The 18031-nt window shown below is 37.8% G+C and carries 15 protein-coding genes; 8 read left to right on the top strand and 7 right to left on the bottom strand.

The window, feature by feature from the left end:
- Window positions 1-8: 8 nt before the first annotated feature.
- Both DSM106972_RS33005 and maiA read right to left on the bottom strand, forming a co-directional pair.
- A complete protein-coding gene (locus DSM106972_RS33005; protein WP_233787415.1) occupies window positions 9-803 on the bottom strand; it encodes a class I SAM-dependent methyltransferase in 795 nt (264 codons plus the stop codon).
- Window positions 793-1464, bottom strand: coding sequence for a maleylacetoacetate isomerase (gene maiA, locus DSM106972_RS33000; protein ID WP_127084658.1), 672 nt, complete (start codon window positions 1462-1464; stop codon window positions 793-795). The genes DSM106972_RS33005 and maiA overlap by 11 nt, the downstream gene beginning before the upstream one ends.
- 291 nt (window positions 1465-1755) lie before the next feature.
- On the opposite strand from maiA, the gene DSM106972_RS32995 reads away from it, so the two are divergent.
- On the top strand, window positions 1756-2448 hold the full coding sequence (locus DSM106972_RS32995; protein ID WP_127084657.1) for a class I SAM-dependent methyltransferase: 693 nt from the start codon (window positions 1756-1758) through the stop codon (window positions 2446-2448).
- 278 nt (window positions 2449-2726) lie between these two features.
- Here DSM106972_RS32995 and DSM106972_RS52295 read toward each other — a convergent pair whose 3' ends face one another.
- The 4 genes from DSM106972_RS52295 to DSM106972_RS54045 form a co-directional block, all read right to left on the bottom strand.
- Window positions 2727-2873 (bottom strand): hypothetical protein, encoded by a 147-nt coding sequence (locus DSM106972_RS52295; protein ID WP_170213616.1) that lies wholly within the window; start codon window positions 2871-2873, stop codon window positions 2727-2729.
- A gap of 303 nt (window positions 2874-3176) precedes the next feature.
- Entirely contained in the window at window positions 3177-5075 is a 1899-nt protein-coding gene (locus DSM106972_RS32990) for a GTPase family protein (RefSeq protein ID WP_127084656.1), read from the bottom strand.
- A gap of 139 nt (window positions 5076-5214) precedes the next feature.
- Window positions 5215-5739 (bottom strand): helix-turn-helix domain-containing protein, encoded by a 525-nt coding sequence (locus DSM106972_RS32985; RefSeq protein WP_127084655.1) that lies wholly within the window; start codon window positions 5737-5739, stop codon window positions 5215-5217.
- A gap of 606 nt (window positions 5740-6345) precedes the next feature.
- The gene (locus tag DSM106972_RS54045; RefSeq protein ID WP_233787414.1) at window positions 6346-6597 is read right to left on the bottom strand and encodes a hypothetical protein; all 252 of its coding nucleotides are present in this window, start codon (window positions 6595-6597) and stop codon (window positions 6346-6348) included.
- A gap of 225 nt (window positions 6598-6822) precedes the next feature.
- Between DSM106972_RS54045 and DSM106972_RS32975 the strand changes: the two genes are divergently transcribed.
- From DSM106972_RS32975 to DSM106972_RS32945, 7 genes are all read left to right on the top strand, one after another.
- Window positions 6823-6990 (top strand): LysM peptidoglycan-binding domain-containing protein, encoded by a 168-nt coding sequence (locus tag DSM106972_RS32975; RefSeq protein WP_083605030.1) that lies wholly within the window; start codon window positions 6823-6825, stop codon window positions 6988-6990.
- Between the two features lie 349 nt (window positions 6991-7339).
- Window positions 7340-8011 (top strand): CAP domain-containing protein, encoded by a 672-nt coding sequence (locus tag DSM106972_RS32970; RefSeq protein ID WP_127084654.1) that lies wholly within the window; start codon window positions 7340-7342, stop codon window positions 8009-8011.
- A 521-nt stretch (window positions 8012-8532) separates the two neighbouring features.
- On the top strand, window positions 8533-9324 hold the full coding sequence (locus tag DSM106972_RS32965) for a LysM peptidoglycan-binding domain-containing protein (RefSeq protein WP_127084653.1): 792 nt from the start codon (window positions 8533-8535) through the stop codon (window positions 9322-9324).
- A gap of 201 nt (window positions 9325-9525) precedes the next feature.
- Window positions 9526-11454 carry an AGE family epimerase/isomerase gene (locus DSM106972_RS32960; protein WP_127084652.1) on the top strand — a complete coding sequence of 643 codons (1929 nt, stop codon included), beginning with the start codon at window positions 9526-9528 and terminating at the stop codon, window positions 11452-11454.
- Between the two features lie 26 nt (window positions 11455-11480).
- Entirely contained in the window at window positions 11481-13202 is a 1722-nt protein-coding gene (locus DSM106972_RS32955; RefSeq protein WP_127084651.1) for an ankyrin repeat domain-containing protein, read from the top strand.
- Between the two features lie 57 nt (window positions 13203-13259).
- A complete protein-coding gene (locus tag DSM106972_RS32950) occupies window positions 13260-15716 on the top strand; it encodes an alpha-amylase family glycosyl hydrolase (RefSeq protein ID WP_127084650.1) in 2457 nt (818 codons plus the stop codon).
- Window positions 15717-15921: 205 nt separating this feature from the next.
- A complete protein-coding gene (locus DSM106972_RS32945; protein ID WP_127084649.1) occupies window positions 15922-16866 on the top strand; it encodes a hypothetical protein in 945 nt (314 codons plus the stop codon).
- Between the two features lie 511 nt (window positions 16867-17377).
- Here DSM106972_RS32945 and DSM106972_RS32940 read toward each other — a convergent pair.
- Window positions 17378-17851 carry a hypothetical protein gene (locus tag DSM106972_RS32940; protein ID WP_127084648.1) on the bottom strand — a complete coding sequence of 158 codons (474 nt, stop codon included), beginning with the start codon at window positions 17849-17851 and terminating at the stop codon, window positions 17378-17380.
- Window positions 17852-18031: the final 180 nt, after the last annotated feature.

Below are 18031 nucleotides of genomic sequence, written 5' to 3'. Positions count from 1 at the left end.
TTCATAACTTATCTATTTGTCGCTTGCAAAAAACGATAACCTACATCTATCTCTGTATAAGTACGTATTTCACCATATTTTGCTTCCCATTGACCGTTACTTAAGTCTGTTGTTAGGGACTTTACTCCAGCCTCAACTAAATTTGAATCAGCCAAAGCAAAGGATGATATTCCAGCACGCACTTCAGGTTGAAGATATAATTCTGGGCGCCTCCATGCGGCAGCAGCGAATAAATCAGATAAATCATGTGGTAGCGTCAAAGGAGAAGATTCTACATGTGTTTGAGTGTTCTTTTCAATTAGGTTAATAATTTCATTCAGTGGTATAAATTTTAGCGCATTTTCTCTAAGCCAAGGAAAATAATCATAAAGCCATATTTTCTGTGCAAGTCTTATATCAAAAGTTAACAAGACAATCTTTCCTGATTTAGTAATGCGGTACATTTCTTGAAAAGATTTTTCCAAATTAGAAAAATGATGAATTGTCAAAATACTTATTACTGCATCAACAGATTTATCTGGTAAAGGCAAAGCTTCTGCATATCCAGTAAACCATTTTACTTGAGATGTTGAACATGCTTGTGTACGCATCACTGATGATGGTTCTACAGCGTAAACAGAAAATCCTAGATTTGCAATAGCTTGAGCATAACCCCCAGTTCCGGCGCCAATATCAGCAATTATACTACCCTGTTGTAAATCGAGTAATTCTATTATTTTGTTTACAATACGGAAATCAGGTATGCGTGTTTTTTTATATTGTTTACCAATTGAATCATAAATAGCCATTTTTTTAATATTCATCGTTAGGATTATATTCTGAGGCATCAGGTTGTAAATGCGGTTGTGCAGCAATAAATGCAGGATGGTTCATGCATACTTCATTAATTTGTCGAATAATTGGATATGGAGATAAAGAACATTCAAACCGTTCAGCATTATAAACTTGAGGCGCTAGGAATGCATCTGCTATAGTTGGTTCATTTCCATAGCAAAAGCTACCACGAAATTTATTTAACTTCAGAAGTTCTTCTAAAGCTTTTAAACCTTCATTTACCCAGTGATGATACCAATTCCTTTTTTGCGAAAAGCTAAAATCCATTGTCGAAGTAAAAAACTTACGAACCCTCATAATACTTAAAAGATGTATATCGCAAGCTATTAACTGAGAAATTTGGCGTACATAAGCTCGTGCTAAAGGGTCATTTGGCAAAAGTGCTGGTTCAGGATAGCGCTCTTCAAGATATTCAATAATAGCTAAAGACTGACTAATAGCAGCTTCATTATCAATAAGAGTTGGAACCATCTCTTGAGGATTAATGTTGCTATAAAATGCCGTAAACTCTGGGTCATTTTTTCGTAATTTATAGACGCTCCTATAAATATAAGGTATTTTTTTTAGTTCTAATACAATCCTGACCCGATAAGATGCTGTAGAACGATAATAGCTATAAAGTTCTAACACATTAATTACCCCTTCTCAAAGCTTGTGAATTAAGAATATTTCTCTGTAGAGACGCGATTAATCGCGTCTCTATCGCGTCTCTATCGCGTCTCTACTGTGCCTATGTAGTAAAAATTGTTTATCTTACCACGGAGACTTCTAGGGCACAGAGGTAAGATAGTGTAATTGTTTAACGAATTCTATCGGCGCCTAAGTATTTAAAACAAGCTTTGCTAGATTTATTATAATTAAAGTAAAATATTACAGGTGTTTATGTAAAGTAGTACATAAGCTTTAAATAAAAAACGAACTATGATAAGTAATATCATTCAACAACAAATTGAATATTACCGTGCGCGCGCAAGTGAATATGATGAATGGTTTTATAGACAGGGACGTTATGACCGTGGAGAGAAGCTCAACAAGCGTTGGTTTAATGAGGTTAATATATTAAAAAGTGCATTACGTCAACTTGGTAAATTCAATGATATTTTAGAACTAGCGTCAGGAACAGGTATCTGGACACAAGAAATTTTGAATATTGGCAATAATATTACTGCAATAGATGCCTTTCAGGAAGTAATTGAAATTAATCGTTACAAACTAAACTCACCTAAAGTTGATTATCACCAATTGAATTTATTCGCATGGGAACCCGATAGAGAATATGATTTAGTGTTTTTTTCATTTTGGTTATCGCATGTACCACCAGAATTAATCGATGCCTTTTTAGAAAAAGTATATAATTCAGTGCGACCCAGTGGAAAGATATTTACTATTGACTCTCGTTACGAGCCTACATCTACAGCTAAAAATCATACTTTGAAAGATGATAAGGATATATATGTAAGTAGAAAATTAAATAATGGTCAAGAATACCAAATTGTTAAACTCTTTTATCAGCCAGAACAACTTCACGATAAGCTAACACAAGCTGGATTTCAACCTGATATCAAAGTAACAGATAATTATTTTATCTACGCAACTGGAACAAAACTAACATAAATACGTACAAAACTGAATCCAAAGTAATACAAGTAATATTTTATATCGAGTCTTGAAAGGATTGTTGTAAGTTTAGTCAAAACATCGAAGCTATTTATGAGTACGCTTCGGATGCATTTTCTTTTGGCAAGCTTGAGCGACACATCTATCCTGGTAAACATGGATTTTCAGAAGAAATGCGTTTGAAAGCATATAGTTTTTTAGATTACTACCTTTTGCAATCGCTTTAGTAGAGACGCGAGGAACATCACGTCTCTACATACGTTAATTAGAAAACCTTAAGGGTTTCGTGGTTCATTTGATTTTTTTGCTACACGCACTACTGGGCCATCGTGTCTATTAGGGTCTTTTTTTTCCTTCTTGCTACCATCAGATTCTTTTTTGGGCTTTTTGGCTTCTCTATTGCCCTTTTTCTCTTTCGACATAATAATAATGCTCCAATTGAGGTTACTTTAAGCTCAGACTCGCTAGAACCACTTATCAAAAAGGCGCCACTCTTTTATGGACACTCAGTAAAGCTAAACTGAGATTTATCTATCATTTCCTTACAAAGCTTCGATGGCATAGTCGTTCAGCCAACTGAATTTCTCAATCACTAAACCAATTTTATAAGTTTTCTTTTTGGTTTTGCGATTTTCTATAAACTAAACTTAACATTTTTATTACAAAGATGCAACTTTCCCCACTCCATAACCCATCCGTTACATCCGTTGTCAGCTACCCTCACACTAGGATTGCAAATAAAACTCAAACCTTTGTCTTAGTTGTTCAACTGTTAAGTTTTGTGTCCAATACTCAACTAAAGCCCTTCCAAATGCCCATGCATTACGGTCAGGCGCCGATGTATTATCTAGAAGCAGCGTCCATAATGACCGCAAGTCAAAACTAAGAGGGTTTGCGCTATCTGGATTTAACAATGAAAATAATTCATATGCTATTTGTAACTTACCTATAACAATAGGTAACTGCTCTGCGGGTATTTTCTGTGCTAATAAGTTAGCAAGTGCAGGTGAACCTGTAGACACAGTAGAAATAAATTGCAGCACAGGACTTTTCAATAACGCAGTCACTCCTTGTGCAGTTGTCATTTGGAACGTATAGCTATCAATAATCTTTGCTGCTGCTAGACTTTTCGCATCAACATCACGCAAAAATCTAGCTAGTCGCTGTTGTTTAGCTGGGTTAATTGATTCGATTAACGCCAATGATAATGTATCTATTCCCCATCCTTGACGATTTGTTTTAATATCACTTGTTACAACAGGTAATATGATATCGCAATAGTTGCTAAGTAATTCTGCACGATATTGCACAGCTTCACGAATTGCAACTTCTTTTGGTTTCTCTCCATATTGCCAGTCATAAGGTGGTTCCCATTCTCGAATGGGGCGTAATTTATCAACTTGGGTAACAATTGATATTGTAGGTAAGTCATTAACTTCGGCTTTTATATCACGCAAAAAGTCTGCATCTATCTGTAATGAAGGGTCGAGGACTGGAGTTACTAATAATAGTAAATCTGCTTTGTGTGTATATTCTAAAACTGTATCACGTAAGGCGCCTCGATTCACTTGTTCGTAACCTGGTGTATCTAAAAGTGTTAATGTTTCTTTATTATCAGTTTGCCAATGATAGCTTTGTATTTTATCGGTGCTTGGTAATACGTCTACTTCGGCTAACTCAGATTGAAATAGTGTATTTATTAAACTGCTTTTTCCGGCGCCTGTACGACCGACAATAAGAATATTAACGGGTTTAATTTCGACTTGTTCTACAGGTTGAGCTTGAATAAGGATATCACGTAAAGTTTCGGTTTTGGGCTGCTGTGGTAATGTCGGTGTTGGTATAAAAGTAGATGTATCAGCTTTACCACTGTAGAGAGTCACAGCTTGCTTACACAAGTTTCTTAAAGCAGCTTCGCGCATCAACTGGTTTAAATTTCCCAGTAATTGCTGATTTGCTTTGTTATTGTAGCTTTGCGAAGCGCGTTTAGCTACTGCAGCAGCGGGGTTAAATATCCATTGTGCCGCATTCCAAACTCTTAATAACTTACGTGCAGAAGGTTCGAGCTTTTGATATACTTCGTATGCTTCAAATGCTTGGGCAATACTTACCTGGTTTAATGCGGGTGATAGCTTTTGCATCCAGCTATCCATATCATTGACGGTTCCCCGAATTAACCCGTAAGCTTGCGGAACATATATATTTAGCTGAGGATATTTAACGTCAGGATAATATATTCGCGCAATCGCTGCGACTAAATCAAGACACCGTTGCCAAAAAGTTTGTATATCTTCCCATATCGCCACGTCATTTTGCGATGCTTCCAAAACTTCTTTTAAAGCACTTTCAACCTGACTCGCTTTAGTTCCTACCGCTACCGTATCATCTTGTGACTCTAAATCGCGACTTATTTCTGCGACTACTTCCTCAACTTGCGTTAAAACTGGTTTCGTCCACTTTACTAGCAACTGGCGCCATACAACCAGCGTAACAGTAAAAACTGCCCATATCCAGTTTAGGCGCCATTCATGGATTTGCATTCCCGCAGCAACTAACAGAAAACCAATAATAGATGCTATGGGAAGTCCCAAAACCAGCCATTGCCAAAGTTCTAACCGTACCATTTACCCTGTCCCTATCGAGCGCCTCTCCTATTGTAGGGTGCGATCAGGCCACGACTGTCTATCACTGAATTGGAAAATTTTGTAGCGTCACGCATCAATTAAAATTCATTTATTCGTATTTAGTCATCGATTAAAATAGTTAATTAGTACTGTAAGATTGTTGCTGCGCTCTCCAAGCACGGGGAGTATTTTTATAATAATTGCGAAACTGACAGTAAAAATGATTCATATTTTGATAGCCTACATCCAAAGCAATCTTTTCAACAGAATAGTTAGTTTCTAACAGCAAGCGCTTTGCTTCCTCTATACGACGCTCGATAATCCAATTATTTACTGTTTTTCCAGTCAGGCGCCGCACTAAGTCGGTTAAGTAAGCTGAAGAATAACCGACTGCTTGAGCTACTTCTTTTAGCTTAATATTTTGACGATAATTCAATTCAATGAACTCAAACACGTCACGCAGCCTAGGAATGGGTGGAAATATAGATGTCGATATAATATTTGATTGTTGATACTCTGTGGTAGTAAAGAATTTATTATGTGTTCGATGAACACGAACAGCACCGTTCTCTGTACTAATTACCTCAAACCCTGCTGTTTCCAAACATTTTACTAATAGCTCTGTGGTTTCAGGGTTAGTATCACTTACTAAAATATTGGTCATTTTCTCTCCTAATCTTTAATAGAGTTATCGCTTGATAAGATATTATTACCTCAAAACCCTTTAAATTAAAGGATTATGGTTAAATAAGTGTGATTAAGTGATAAGTCAACTTGTTGTCAAAAGTTCAAAAAGTTATTAGACATCGTTTAGACAAAAACATTTTAATTTTATTAAGCGCGATTAGAATTTGCCAAACTACGATAATTTGACTGCCACTGCTCAATTATTGTTTGCAAAGTAGCAGATGGTGGTAGATTACCATCTGGGTTTAGAACAACTAATTTTTTCATTGCTAGTATCAAAATTGAGTATTTACATTAAATTAACACTGCGCTTGGGCAAGATTACGCAAAATTTCAAGTTTAATTGTATTTATACTTACTAGCATAACTATGTGAAAATTAATACATATTAAATTAAATATATATCTTTAGATAGATTCGTAAAAGGTTAGAAATATAATTTTTTTGGTAATTAATATATATGGGTTTTTTTCACTTCAACTTATGCAGGTTTGAATAAATTTTTTTACAACTAATTCTACCCAAATCAGAACTTGTGTATCACTTATACATGCAGTATAGAAGTTTGTAACGGATAATTTACTTAACACAAACAAAATTTGATATTGCTGGCAATTACAACCAAGTTTTTGTATTTAGAAGTATCAAATTCTACATCTTGGTGAAAAAGGCGCCATTTTGACAAATGGTCACGTAAAAGGTCTTCGGTAATTTCTAGCTTTAATTGTGGGTCTTCAGTTGTTAAGCTTGTAGAAGTTTTTTGTTCTGTGTACTGTCCTGTATCTTCCGTATGCTGCTGGTATAATTCTACAATCTCAGCAGCATTAAACATCATCCATATCACGACGAGATATTATCAGACCGAAAAATAATTAACTCTCATCTTCTCAAAAGAGCGAAAAATAATGAATTATATATTCGAGTCAAAAAGATACTATCAGAGAGGAAAGAGTTAAAACATAGTTAAGCCAAGAGCTTAACTGCAACCAAATCTGATGAGAACAAGGCTACATCATTAGATACTTTGTCCACATTAGCCCAATCAAAAAGGAGATTAATCATGTCAACTTACACAGTCAAGCCCGGTGATGACCTATCGAAAATTGCACTAGCTGTCTATGGTGATGGTTCCGATGCCAATGGTCAAAAGATATATGAAGCAAACAAAGCGGTAATTGGAAGCGATAAGAATTTTCTGCGTCCTGGACAAGTTTTGCAAATTCCCTAGTACAGCTTGGCGGAACACGTTGCTAGATAACTTTGGATTGCACTATCCAAGGTGACATAGGCAGTAGCTCTACTGCACAAATATCTAGCGAATCGAATTCGCAGCTATACGACGTTGAGTTCACGCGCGTGGACTAAATTAGAAATTTAGCTTTACTTGTGAGCCAAGGCATATCTGTATAGCTGCGGTTTCTAACCACTAGAGTACAAGATTCATGCAATTCGTTATAGTTAACTGCAATTATCGGCAACAAGATTGACATCTTTGTTGATACCGTTCGCCCTGGCGATTGAGCTAGGTGCAAAGTCAGTCACAGCAATTTTGTAATTTATTTTTGGGAGTTGAATTTATGCTTTGTACATCCGGTAAGTCATACACTGTTAAAGCAGGAGATACGCTGTATGCGATTGCTCAACAACATTTAGGGGATGGTAAGCGTTGGGGTGAAATCCGAAAAGCAGATGGTGCGCTTGTTACAGACGCAGATGCGGCAACGTTACAGGCAGGGCAGGAACTCTGTATTCCTGATGGGTCTGGTTCATCACCTGCACCTGGTCCATCGCCTAGTCCATTGCCTAGCCCATCGGTTGGAGGTATGGCAGGAGAAATCCTCAATGCTCACAATCGTTATCGTGCAGAAGTCGGTGTTCCACCTCTGGCTTGGTCTGATACTTTGGCAAGTCATGCTCAAGACTGGGCAAATCATCTTGCTGCTAATCGCTCATTTGAACATAGTCAACGAGATGGGGAAGGAGAAAATCTTTGGAAGGGTACATCAGGTCATTTTAGCTATACTCAAATGGTTGAGAGCTGGGGAAATGAAAAACAGCATTTTGTGATGGGTCCAAGTCCAAACTTTAGTACAACTGGCAATTTTGGTGATGTCGGTCATTATACTCAGATGGTTTGGCGAAATACAACTGAAGTAGGATGCGCTGTTGCTGAAGGGCCTGATGGACAAACAACACTTGTCTGCCGTTATGTTGCTCCGGGAAATGTTACGGGACAACGACCCTTCTAACAAAATGAAAAGAATTTACTCATTTGAGCATGAGTAATAGTCGGGTTGATAATTTACACGTTTAAATTCACTCTTCCCGCCTGGAGTAAGGCTTTTACCTATTTATATACAGGGAGCATCCAATGAGTGGAAGAAACATAAGTACTTTGCGCCAGAAACGTGACTATACGGTAGCTCACATCTTGCACCAGTCCGAGAAACCGGGCTTCTTGAGAAAAATTTTGCTAGAAACCCTTAGTATCTCGTAAAGAAGCCCGGTTTCTTTGAGCTTGTTGAGAATGGTGCAAGATATACGGTAGGTCTAAAAAAGTCGCTCTGCCCTTCACTGGATGCTCCCTATATAAATAGCAATGAGCTTGTTTAGCAATTATTAATAATATCGCTATGTTCGCCAATTAAGCTGACATTCTGTAATCAAAACTTGTCAATAAATTTATATTGACAAATAAGTTATCAATTCCAAACCATTTCTTTTATTTCGTTAGATTCTAATTACACTTAATTTACTAAAGGATACAATCATGAGCGAATATACCGTACAAACTGGTGATACCCTATCCAAAATTGCTGATAAATTTTATGGTGATGGAAGTGAAGCATCATGGCGTAAAATTTACGAAGCAAATCGCGCTCGCATTGGCAATGACCCCAACCAAATCACAGTTGGGATGACACTTATTATACCTGGAGTTAATCAACCTCAACCCAATCCTGGTGCGAGCAAAGGTAATTTCAGGGATATGCTAGAAGCATTAGGCGCATTTGAATCAGGACTACCAGCAGGAAATCCAGGGCAATATCAAGTAGAAAATACACTTGGTTTTATTGGTAAATACCAATTTGGAGAAGCACTACTGATTGACCTCGGTTACTATAACACTTCTAATCCTTATACTGGTGGAGGAAATGGAGTTGATAAAAATTATTGGCGCGGTACATGGACTCTAAAGAGGGGTGTTGATAGCAAATCAAAATTTATGAATTCGCCTAATGTTCAAGAAGCCTGTATTCGTGAGGCTTTTGCTCTGAATTGGCAGCGTATTAACGATACCCTCAGACAGCAGGGAAAGTCAATCGATAATTATCTGGGTCAACAAAAAACATTTATTGATAATGGACGGTCAAAAACCATCACAATCACCATCTCTGGCATTTTAGCAGGGGCACATCTTAGAGGCGCCTATGGACTAGCAAATCTTTTGCTTAAAAACGAAGTAACTAGTGATGAATTTGGCACTTCTATTCTGCGGTATGTAGATGATTTTGGTGGTTACGATGTTAAGCCAGAAGATTTTTTAACCCCTACTTTTTGATAGATGCTGGCGTATATTTTTAAATAAAAATAACAGCATAAATTAGTTTTCTTTATAGAGAATGATTTCACGGAAATTTATATAAAAAATGAAAGTAAATAAGTTTGATTTATATAATCATTTTTTTTGAATGTCTAAGTTAAATCAATAATGAGAAAAGGATATCAACATGCCTACATTTACTTTAAGAAGGTTTAAGTCATGAAAACAAGATTTTCTGCAAGTGTTGCATTAATGGGAACTATTACCGCTATTCAATCGGAAAAAGGTACGTTTGATATTAAATGCCGTAGCGGTGACGAATTTACTGTTTCGATAGGTACAGAAACAAATTTTAGAGTCTTAAAGAACTTAGATGGACTGGAGCGGGACCGCGTTCCAACCCCTTCCGATTTTAATTCCAAAGACCCAGCACAGACGGTGAAAAAGTATATTCGCCTCGGTCGCTTGGTAGCATTGTATGGGGTTTATCTTGAAGACAAAGAAAAAGCTCAATTTGATGCACGTACTGTTCATATCCTCAACTCTGAAGATGGTGAGTACTTATTTGAAGCAACGCATTGGTGGTTAAACCAAATTAGTCGTTTGGCTGATACTTGGTTGCAAGATATGTTTGGTGATAAGCCAAATTATCAACTTAATATCAATGACTATACTCTTTATCGAACTAACTTAGGTATTGCTGGCGAACCAACAGACGACACTATCCAGGAGTGCGCTACCCTTTCAAGATTAACTTACGGGTTTTCCTCTGCATATTTACTTACAGGATGCGAAAGATATTTACATGCTGCACGTGCTGGTGTTGAGTATCAAAGAGAGACATTCCGCAGTTTGAGCCATGATGGCAAGTACTGTTTTTGGGCACATGGCAAACGCGGTTCTAAGTTGATTGTTCCTTCTACAAACCAGGAAGACAAGAACACAATTCCACTTTACGAGCAAATTTATGCTTTGGCAGGATTGGCTCAATACTACCGTATTACCCAGGAATGGGAAGTACTCGAAGATATCAAGCGTACAGTTCACACCTTTAACAAGTTCTATCTTGATACATCTGAATATGGTGGTCACTTTTCGCACCTAGATTACGCAACTCTCACAACCGATAGCGATGCTCTCAATCGCGATGATGATGGATATCGCAATAAATCTAAAAAGAATTGGAATTCCATCGGCGATCATATACCAGCTTATCTAATTAACTTGATTTTGGCTTTAAATCCAATTCCCAAATCAGCAGATACGCAATTTTTGATTGAATTCGTTGATATTTGCAAAAAAATGCTCGACGAGCAGACGAAACTCATAGTTGAAAAGTTTCCTGATGCTAATCCCGAAATTCCGTATATTAATGAAAGATTCTTTCACGATTGGACGCCAGACCAGACTTGGGGATGGCAGCAAAACCGTGCAATAATTGGACACAACCATAAAATTGCTTGGAATTTAACGCGCGTTGCCAATGCAACCTCAGATTTGAAACAAGCAGAAAAAATCATGAAGTTTGCGGAAAAATTAGGACGTGACATGGCGGTTTACGGAGTAGACCAGTTCCGAGGTGGTATTTTTGATTGTGTAGAACGACAACCTAAAAACGGAATGCCAGTTGATTTCGTTTGGGGCAACACTAAAGATTTTTGGCAACAAGAACAAGCTATTTTGGCTTACCTAATTCTTTACGGTTACACCAACAACGAAGAATACCTCTGTCTAGCAAGAGAGATGATGGCGTTTTGGAATTTATTTTTCCTCAACCATGACTATGGTGGTATTTACTTCCGTGTTACTGATGATGGTTTGCCGTATATATTGGGCGATCATGGTAAAAAAGCAGGTCATGCAATCTCTGGCTATCACGCTTTTGAACTGAACTTCTTAGCTCACATCTACATTAGCACTTATGTGAAAAAAGAGCCTTTTTGCCTTTACTTCAAACCCGATGCTAAATCTCGAAGACTTTCAATAAACGTGTTACCTGATTTCTTTAAACCGGGAACTCTTGAAATTAAGAGAATCACAATAGATGGAATTGAGCGCACGAACATCGACCCCGACAACTTCCAAATCGAGCTTAGTAAAGAAGAAATCGGTGCAGAAATTGTAGTTGAATTTGTCCCAATAACATAACTTAACTTAATATAGGAGAAAAAATCATGGGAGACATGCCTCTCAAAGGTAAAAAGATAGGTATTTTGGTAGAAAACGAGTTTATTCCTGAAGAAATTCAACATTATCAACAACGTTTTACAGAACTCGGTGCTACCGTACATCTAATGTCCCGACTTTGGGATAAAAAAACTCTACAATTTATTAGTGATGTAGACGAGATAGGAAAACGTATCCATCAATTAGAGGTAAGTATTGACTTTAAAAACGTCAATCTTAAAGATTATGCAGCCGTGATTATGGCAGCAAATTATACAAGCGTCCGCTTACGGCATTTTGAAACACCAAAAGGAAAACCAATCAACCCTGAACAAGCGCGTCATGCACCAGCAGTTGAGTTTTTTGCCAAAGCGATGGCAGACCGCAGCATCATCAAAGGGGCACTTTGTCATGGATTGTGGATATTAACCCCCCGACCAGAGACGCTAAAAGGACGCAAAGTTATATGTCATGAAGTAGTACTTGCAGATATTATAAACGCTGGCGCCGTTTATACACCTTCATCAACAGGTGTAGTTGTCGATGATGATTTAGTTACAGGTCGTTCTGGGAAAGATGTAGCACTATTTGTAGATACTATTACCCAACAAATAATAGAGACAAAAAGACAACCCTCGGTGGTTGTAAACCCAATCAAGCAACTTACAATGAAAAAAGAATGCCAACAACCAGAATTAGCCTTACTAGCAGCAGTAGAAGCAAATGACCTGGTAACAGTCAGTGATTTAATTAAATCAGGTGTAAATGTTAACAAGCGAGGTCCCCTACATCTAACGCCATTAATGATTGCAGCAGGATATGGTTATGTACAAATGACCGAAAATCTGCTGAAAGCAGGAGCCGATGTACATGTAGTTGATAGCAGCTTAGGGGCATCAGCGCTACATAAAGCTGCTCAAGGTGGAGTCGTCGATATCGCACGCTTGCTGTTACAACACGGCGCTCTTATCAATTTGCAATCAGCAATGATTGGTAATACACCTCTAATTGATGCAGTTTGGGCAAAAAAACCAGCAATGGTTAAATTTTTACTCGACCAAGGCGCCATTATTGATATCCAAAATCGTGTAAAAGCCACAGTTTGGGATTTTATAGGCGATAAACCAAACTGGACTGCGGGTGGAACAATACCAGAAAAAGAAAATTGGGGTAAATTAATTCGCACCTATTTGGAAGAACGAGAAAAGCGAGACAAGGCAGCAGTTAAAGAACAACGACTGATGCTAGCAGTACTCAATAACGACTTAGCAACAGTAAAAACCTTAATTGCTGAAGGTGTGGATGTTGACGAAAAATCGCCAGTAGTAGGTTCTGGAGACGACGGTCAAACACCTTTACTGGTTGCTTCCTTCAAAGGTTACACTCTGATTGTGCGTGAACTTTTAAATGCTGGAGCAAACCCACGCATCGGTGACTACCTCATGAAAGCAAACCCTGCTCACAAAGCTGCTTTTTCCAGACATGCAGAAGTTATAAAATTGTTGGTTGAACACGGTCAAGCAGAACTTGATGCTCAAGGAGCATATAACGGTTACACAGTGCTTCATGATGCCGTTTGGCACAGAAGTAAAGAAACTGTACAAGTATTATTAGATGCCAATGTAGCCTTAGATTTACGAGGACACAATGGCAAAACACCTCTAGAAATGGCTATTACCTATGGATATAGCGAAATTGCCGAACTAATTCGCGAAAAAATGAGCGAGTAGTGCAAGCAAATAGACTAAAAGCTCTTCTGAATCCCTTATTTTTTATCACCCAAAGTTATGTCGAAAATCCTAGTTAATTTTATTTACTTTACTGGTGTTAAAAGAGAAGTTTTTACCAACGTTCGTCTTACAGGTAGTTGGAATGAAAGTGGTCAATACTCTGACCAATGGACATTAAAACAAATGCAACTAGAAACAGGTGCAGATGGTTGTCCTTGTTACACCGCAACAGTAGAATTAGATGAAAATCAAATTGGCTGGCAATTTCACTGGGGTGTGAAATTAGATAGTCCTTCATGTCAAGATATTTGGGGTATCCCTACCGAAGTTAATGATATACACACGCAAGAATGTCATCGTTCGTTTAAATTACAACCAAAAAGCACCAAACCCCAACAAGAAGAATATTACCTTACTCATTGTCGGCGCCTAGGAGCGCAAAAATATTATCTTCAAGGTATAGCTGAACCTGGTATTCAATTTTCTGTTTGGGCGCCTAATGCCAAAAGAGTTGAAGTTGTATTTGGAACGCGCACTACTGGTTATATTGCGGATGATGGTTCAGGAATTGATACGACACAGGCGCCTATCCCGTTGTGTTGTCAAGAAAATGGTATTTGGAAAACAGATACAAGTATATCTCCCGAACTTGCAGATTTTTCTAAATTTGACCAAAAACCATACATGTTTAAAATTGTTAAGCAAGATGAAAAATGTGCCTACTACCGTACAGATTTATACTCTCGCTGTCAGATAGGTAAAGGTGGTGATAAGGACGCCAAGGAAAAAGGAAAAATACCCAGCAGTTACCTTGATGTAGATGGAGCTAAAAGCTGTTCTGTAGTTATTGACCCAGAAAAAATAGCTAAAAACTTTCAAAAAAAAGTATTTCCAGAAATTGAATTTTTACCCCAACAAGAGTTTTGGCAAGATGAATTTCGAGATGGTAAACTTATCGCGCGTCGAGTCGAAGATTTGATTATCTACGAACTTCATGTCGGTGCGCTTGGGTTTGGGAAAAATAGACCGGGTAATTTTGAAGATGCCATCAACCTGCTTGACTATCTAGTTGATTTAGGAGTCAATGCAATTGAATTGTTACCAATGTCAGAATTTGACGATTCTGTAAATTGGGGTTACGAAACATCTCATTATTTTGCATTAGAGTCTAGTGCAGGAGGTCGCGACCAATTTAAGCACTTCGTTAGAGAATGTCACCGTCGCGGTATAGCCGTAATTTTAGATGTTGTTTACAACCATTATACCCCTGATGCCGAACGCTCGCAGTGGTTCTATGATTCTAATAGTCACGAAGATAATATTTATTATTGGTACGAGGGCAAAGCATCCGACTATGTTGACCCCACAAAAGGTTATGTTAAAAATGAGTCTACAGGTGCTGCACCACGTTTCCATGAAGAAATGGTACGAAAATTGTTCATTAGCAGTGCTGCTGCGCTTGTAGAGGAGTTTCATGTTGATGGGTTTCGAGTAGACCAAACAACCTCGATGCATAAATATAATAAGCTTGAAGCTGATGATAAGCAGTTAGCTAACGTGAATATTTTTGGTGCCAAGTTTTTAAGAGAACTAACTAAAACTCTTAAACTCATCAACAATGATGTTATCCTCATTGCCGAAGACCATTCTGACTGGGATAAAGTCACTCAATCTCATGAGCAAGGAGGATTGGGATTTGATGCAGCTTGGTATGCTGATTTCTACCACAATCTAATAGGGGATGCGAAAGATGGGACAAACTACGCTAAATTAATTTTAACTGCTGGACTTGATACAAATATACCTTTAGCAATGGATTATTTTGCAAGAGTTTTATCAGCTTCTGCTGATAAAAAAGTGGTATATAATGAATCCCACGACGAAGCAGGAAATTCTGCTGATAAAAAATCTAAACGAACTATCGTTGCAGCCGTTAATTCAGCACTGCTAATTGGAGAAACTCGACGTTATGCTGAAGCACGCACTCGTTTTGCTTGCGGTATGACAATCTTGAGTGCTGGTACACCAATGTTTTTTATGGGTGAAGAAGTTGGTGCCCAAAAGCCTTATAGATACGAAGATTTTCTCGATAACAGAGAAGACTTAGAGAATCAGCGTCAAAATACAGGTCAGTATTTATTCAAGTTTTACCAAGACATCATTCGCTTACGGTTAGGGAATCTTGCGCTCAAATCCCGTAACATAGACATCATCCATATCCACAATACTAACCGAGTAATTGCCTTTCAACGTTGGGACGATCAGGATAAATTGCTAGTTATCGCAAGTCTAAACAACCAACCTTTTGCGTTTGGGTACGAAATAGAGAACTCAAAATTAAATGGAGGATTTTGGCAAGAAATATTTAACAGTGATGATACGAGTTATGGTGGCAATAATGTCAGTAACTTAGAAACAGTCATTCCTGTTGTTAACAATATTATCCGTGTGGTAATTCCTGCCAATGGGTTTATAGTCTTGCAAAAAAACTTAGATTTAGCTAGCGCGTGTTAAGCTCTTAGCTTAACTGCAACCAAATCTGATGAGAACAGCGCTACATATCAGATACTTTGTCCGATTTAGCCCAATCAAAAAGAAGATTAATCATGGCGCAAATATGGGGTGGTGGGGAAGTCGATAAAAGCTGATGGTTTGCGCTTTCCCGTCCCCGTCAGAACAATTAATGCGGCGCCTAACAGTGAATATTTTGGAGTAGTTCATGAATTCTTATAAGCAAATAATCTATATAGCAACAGATAATCATCCCGTTTTTTTTGAAAAACTTTCTTCAATAATCAAAGAAATTGATAACTTAAAACCAGTGGAGAATTGGCAGAAACTCTTTGTCGGCTTTGCAGCAATGGTTGACGGTACTGGAACACTCGCTCAAATTGCTTCCACGAGCGTCATTAGTACATGGAAACAAAGCCAGTTGTCTGAGTCCGAGTCGGTAACTCCAAAAACCTTGAATAATGATGGTCAATCTTTAGACAAAGCTATTAAAACTCTTAAACAATTTAATCTTGAAAAATGGAAATCTTTAGTGGAATCGATTTCTTTATCATCTATTCCTGATGACCTTGAATTTCCACCAGGACATCCCTTGCCAGAACATCTTTATCGAGTACATCCTTTGAAGACGAAGATAAACAAATATATTCCTATAGAAGCATTTGACGATTTGCTTTATGATGAACGAGAAGCAGAATTGATTAATCTCTTAGCAGACTTAGGTGCTACAAAAATAACTTTTCAAGACGTAAGTAATCAGAGTAATAAGTACGGTGCAAATGCCGAAGTTAAGATAACTGGAGCAGGCGGTATAGAAGGAAATGGTGAACATCAAAAAAATCAATCACAAAATAATTCACAGCTTATTAAGCTTCGTGGAAAGCCTTGGACTCCAAACATGACTATTGATAAAGAAAAATATAGCTGGCTTTCTTATGAACCTAGCTGGGAGCGTTTAGTTCATACAAGACTAGCTGGTGCTTTATCAACAACGATTGAATTGACGACAGACGATTCTTACTCAATCTCAGGTCAATTTAAACTAGCAGAAGGTTTACTACAAAAGATTGGAGCGTTAGGATCAGGAGCAACAATTACCCAATCCTTCCAAAAAAAGAAGCTATTTGAAGTTGAATTTGCTGATTCAATATAAAATTAAAGTAGTACACAGGCTCTATAGCCATTGAAAAAACTTTGTTGGGGTACTCGTAATTCAATACTGCTCGGTTAAGAATTTTTTGCGATAATTCCGGGCATGTAGAGACCGAATTCATACGGTCTCTACAGGGTTTTCTTCTTTGTCTAATTTTCTTAACCGAACAGTATAATCCCCCAACCCCCCGATGATTTGGTGAGCTAAAAGCACTATTTTCCTCCCGAATTCACGGGGGGTCAATTTCGAGAAATTTTCTATCTTTTGCAGTATCACTTCTACATGCAGTATAGTAGTGTGTAATGAATAATTTACTTAATACAAAAAAAATTTGATATTGCGGCGCCGAATTAAACAAGTTAACATTAATATATTAAAGCAAAAGATGATTTTTTAAGTAATCTTCTGCTTTATTAATAGCTATGATAAAAACAGCTATTCTTGCAATTTATTGAGACTGGTTTCCTCATCACAATGATTTGCGGAATCTGTAGCGATAAAGACGCTCTTGTCAACTTGATGGTAAATTAACAAGGGGACAAGCTAATGAAGCTAAATCCAGGTTTTCAATCCCACGCAACCAGGGAGCAAGACGACCTGGTACTAACTTGAGAGTCCCATCAGGTTGTAAAGAGGCGATGTGATTACGTTCGTCGTAGAGCGCGACCGTACACTTTCCCACATTGCCGTTGGCACGAATTATTAAAGAGTTGGGGCGGGATGCATAACAGATAGGATTATCTGGAAAAGAATAATTTTGTGATGAGCCATTCTCGCCAAATAACTTGCTTTGGAGTAATTTAAGAGCTTCCTCTTTCTCTGTTTCAGAAAATATTTTTATCGATGCATCGTTAGGACTACCTAACCGTTCAATTGCCTTGAAGAAGATAGAAAATCTAGGGTCGTGAGTAAATTCTTTTTTAATATCCTTAATCAGTGGGTCGAGTAGTTGCAGAGTCTCTGGACTAAAGTGTATGCGTAACACAATAGAAACTGGCAAGCAACTGTTGCGGATTGCTAATAAATTATGCCAAATTTACTCGTAGGTACTACTGCCATCTGCACGTATACGACTTTGATTATGTACCTCGCGGAGGCATTTAAGAGAAGTGATAGTTCATTATTTTTAGGTGAAAATATAGACTTTTGTCATGCTGAACGAAAC

The organism is Dulcicalothrix desertica PCC 7102 (assembly GCF_003991905.1).
Taxonomy (GTDB): Bacteria; Cyanobacteriota; Cyanobacteriia; order Cyanobacteriales; family Nostocaceae; genus Dulcicalothrix; species Dulcicalothrix desertica.
The sequence above is the reverse complement of the archived record's forward strand: the minus strand, read 5'-3'. Positions and strand labels throughout refer to the sequence as shown.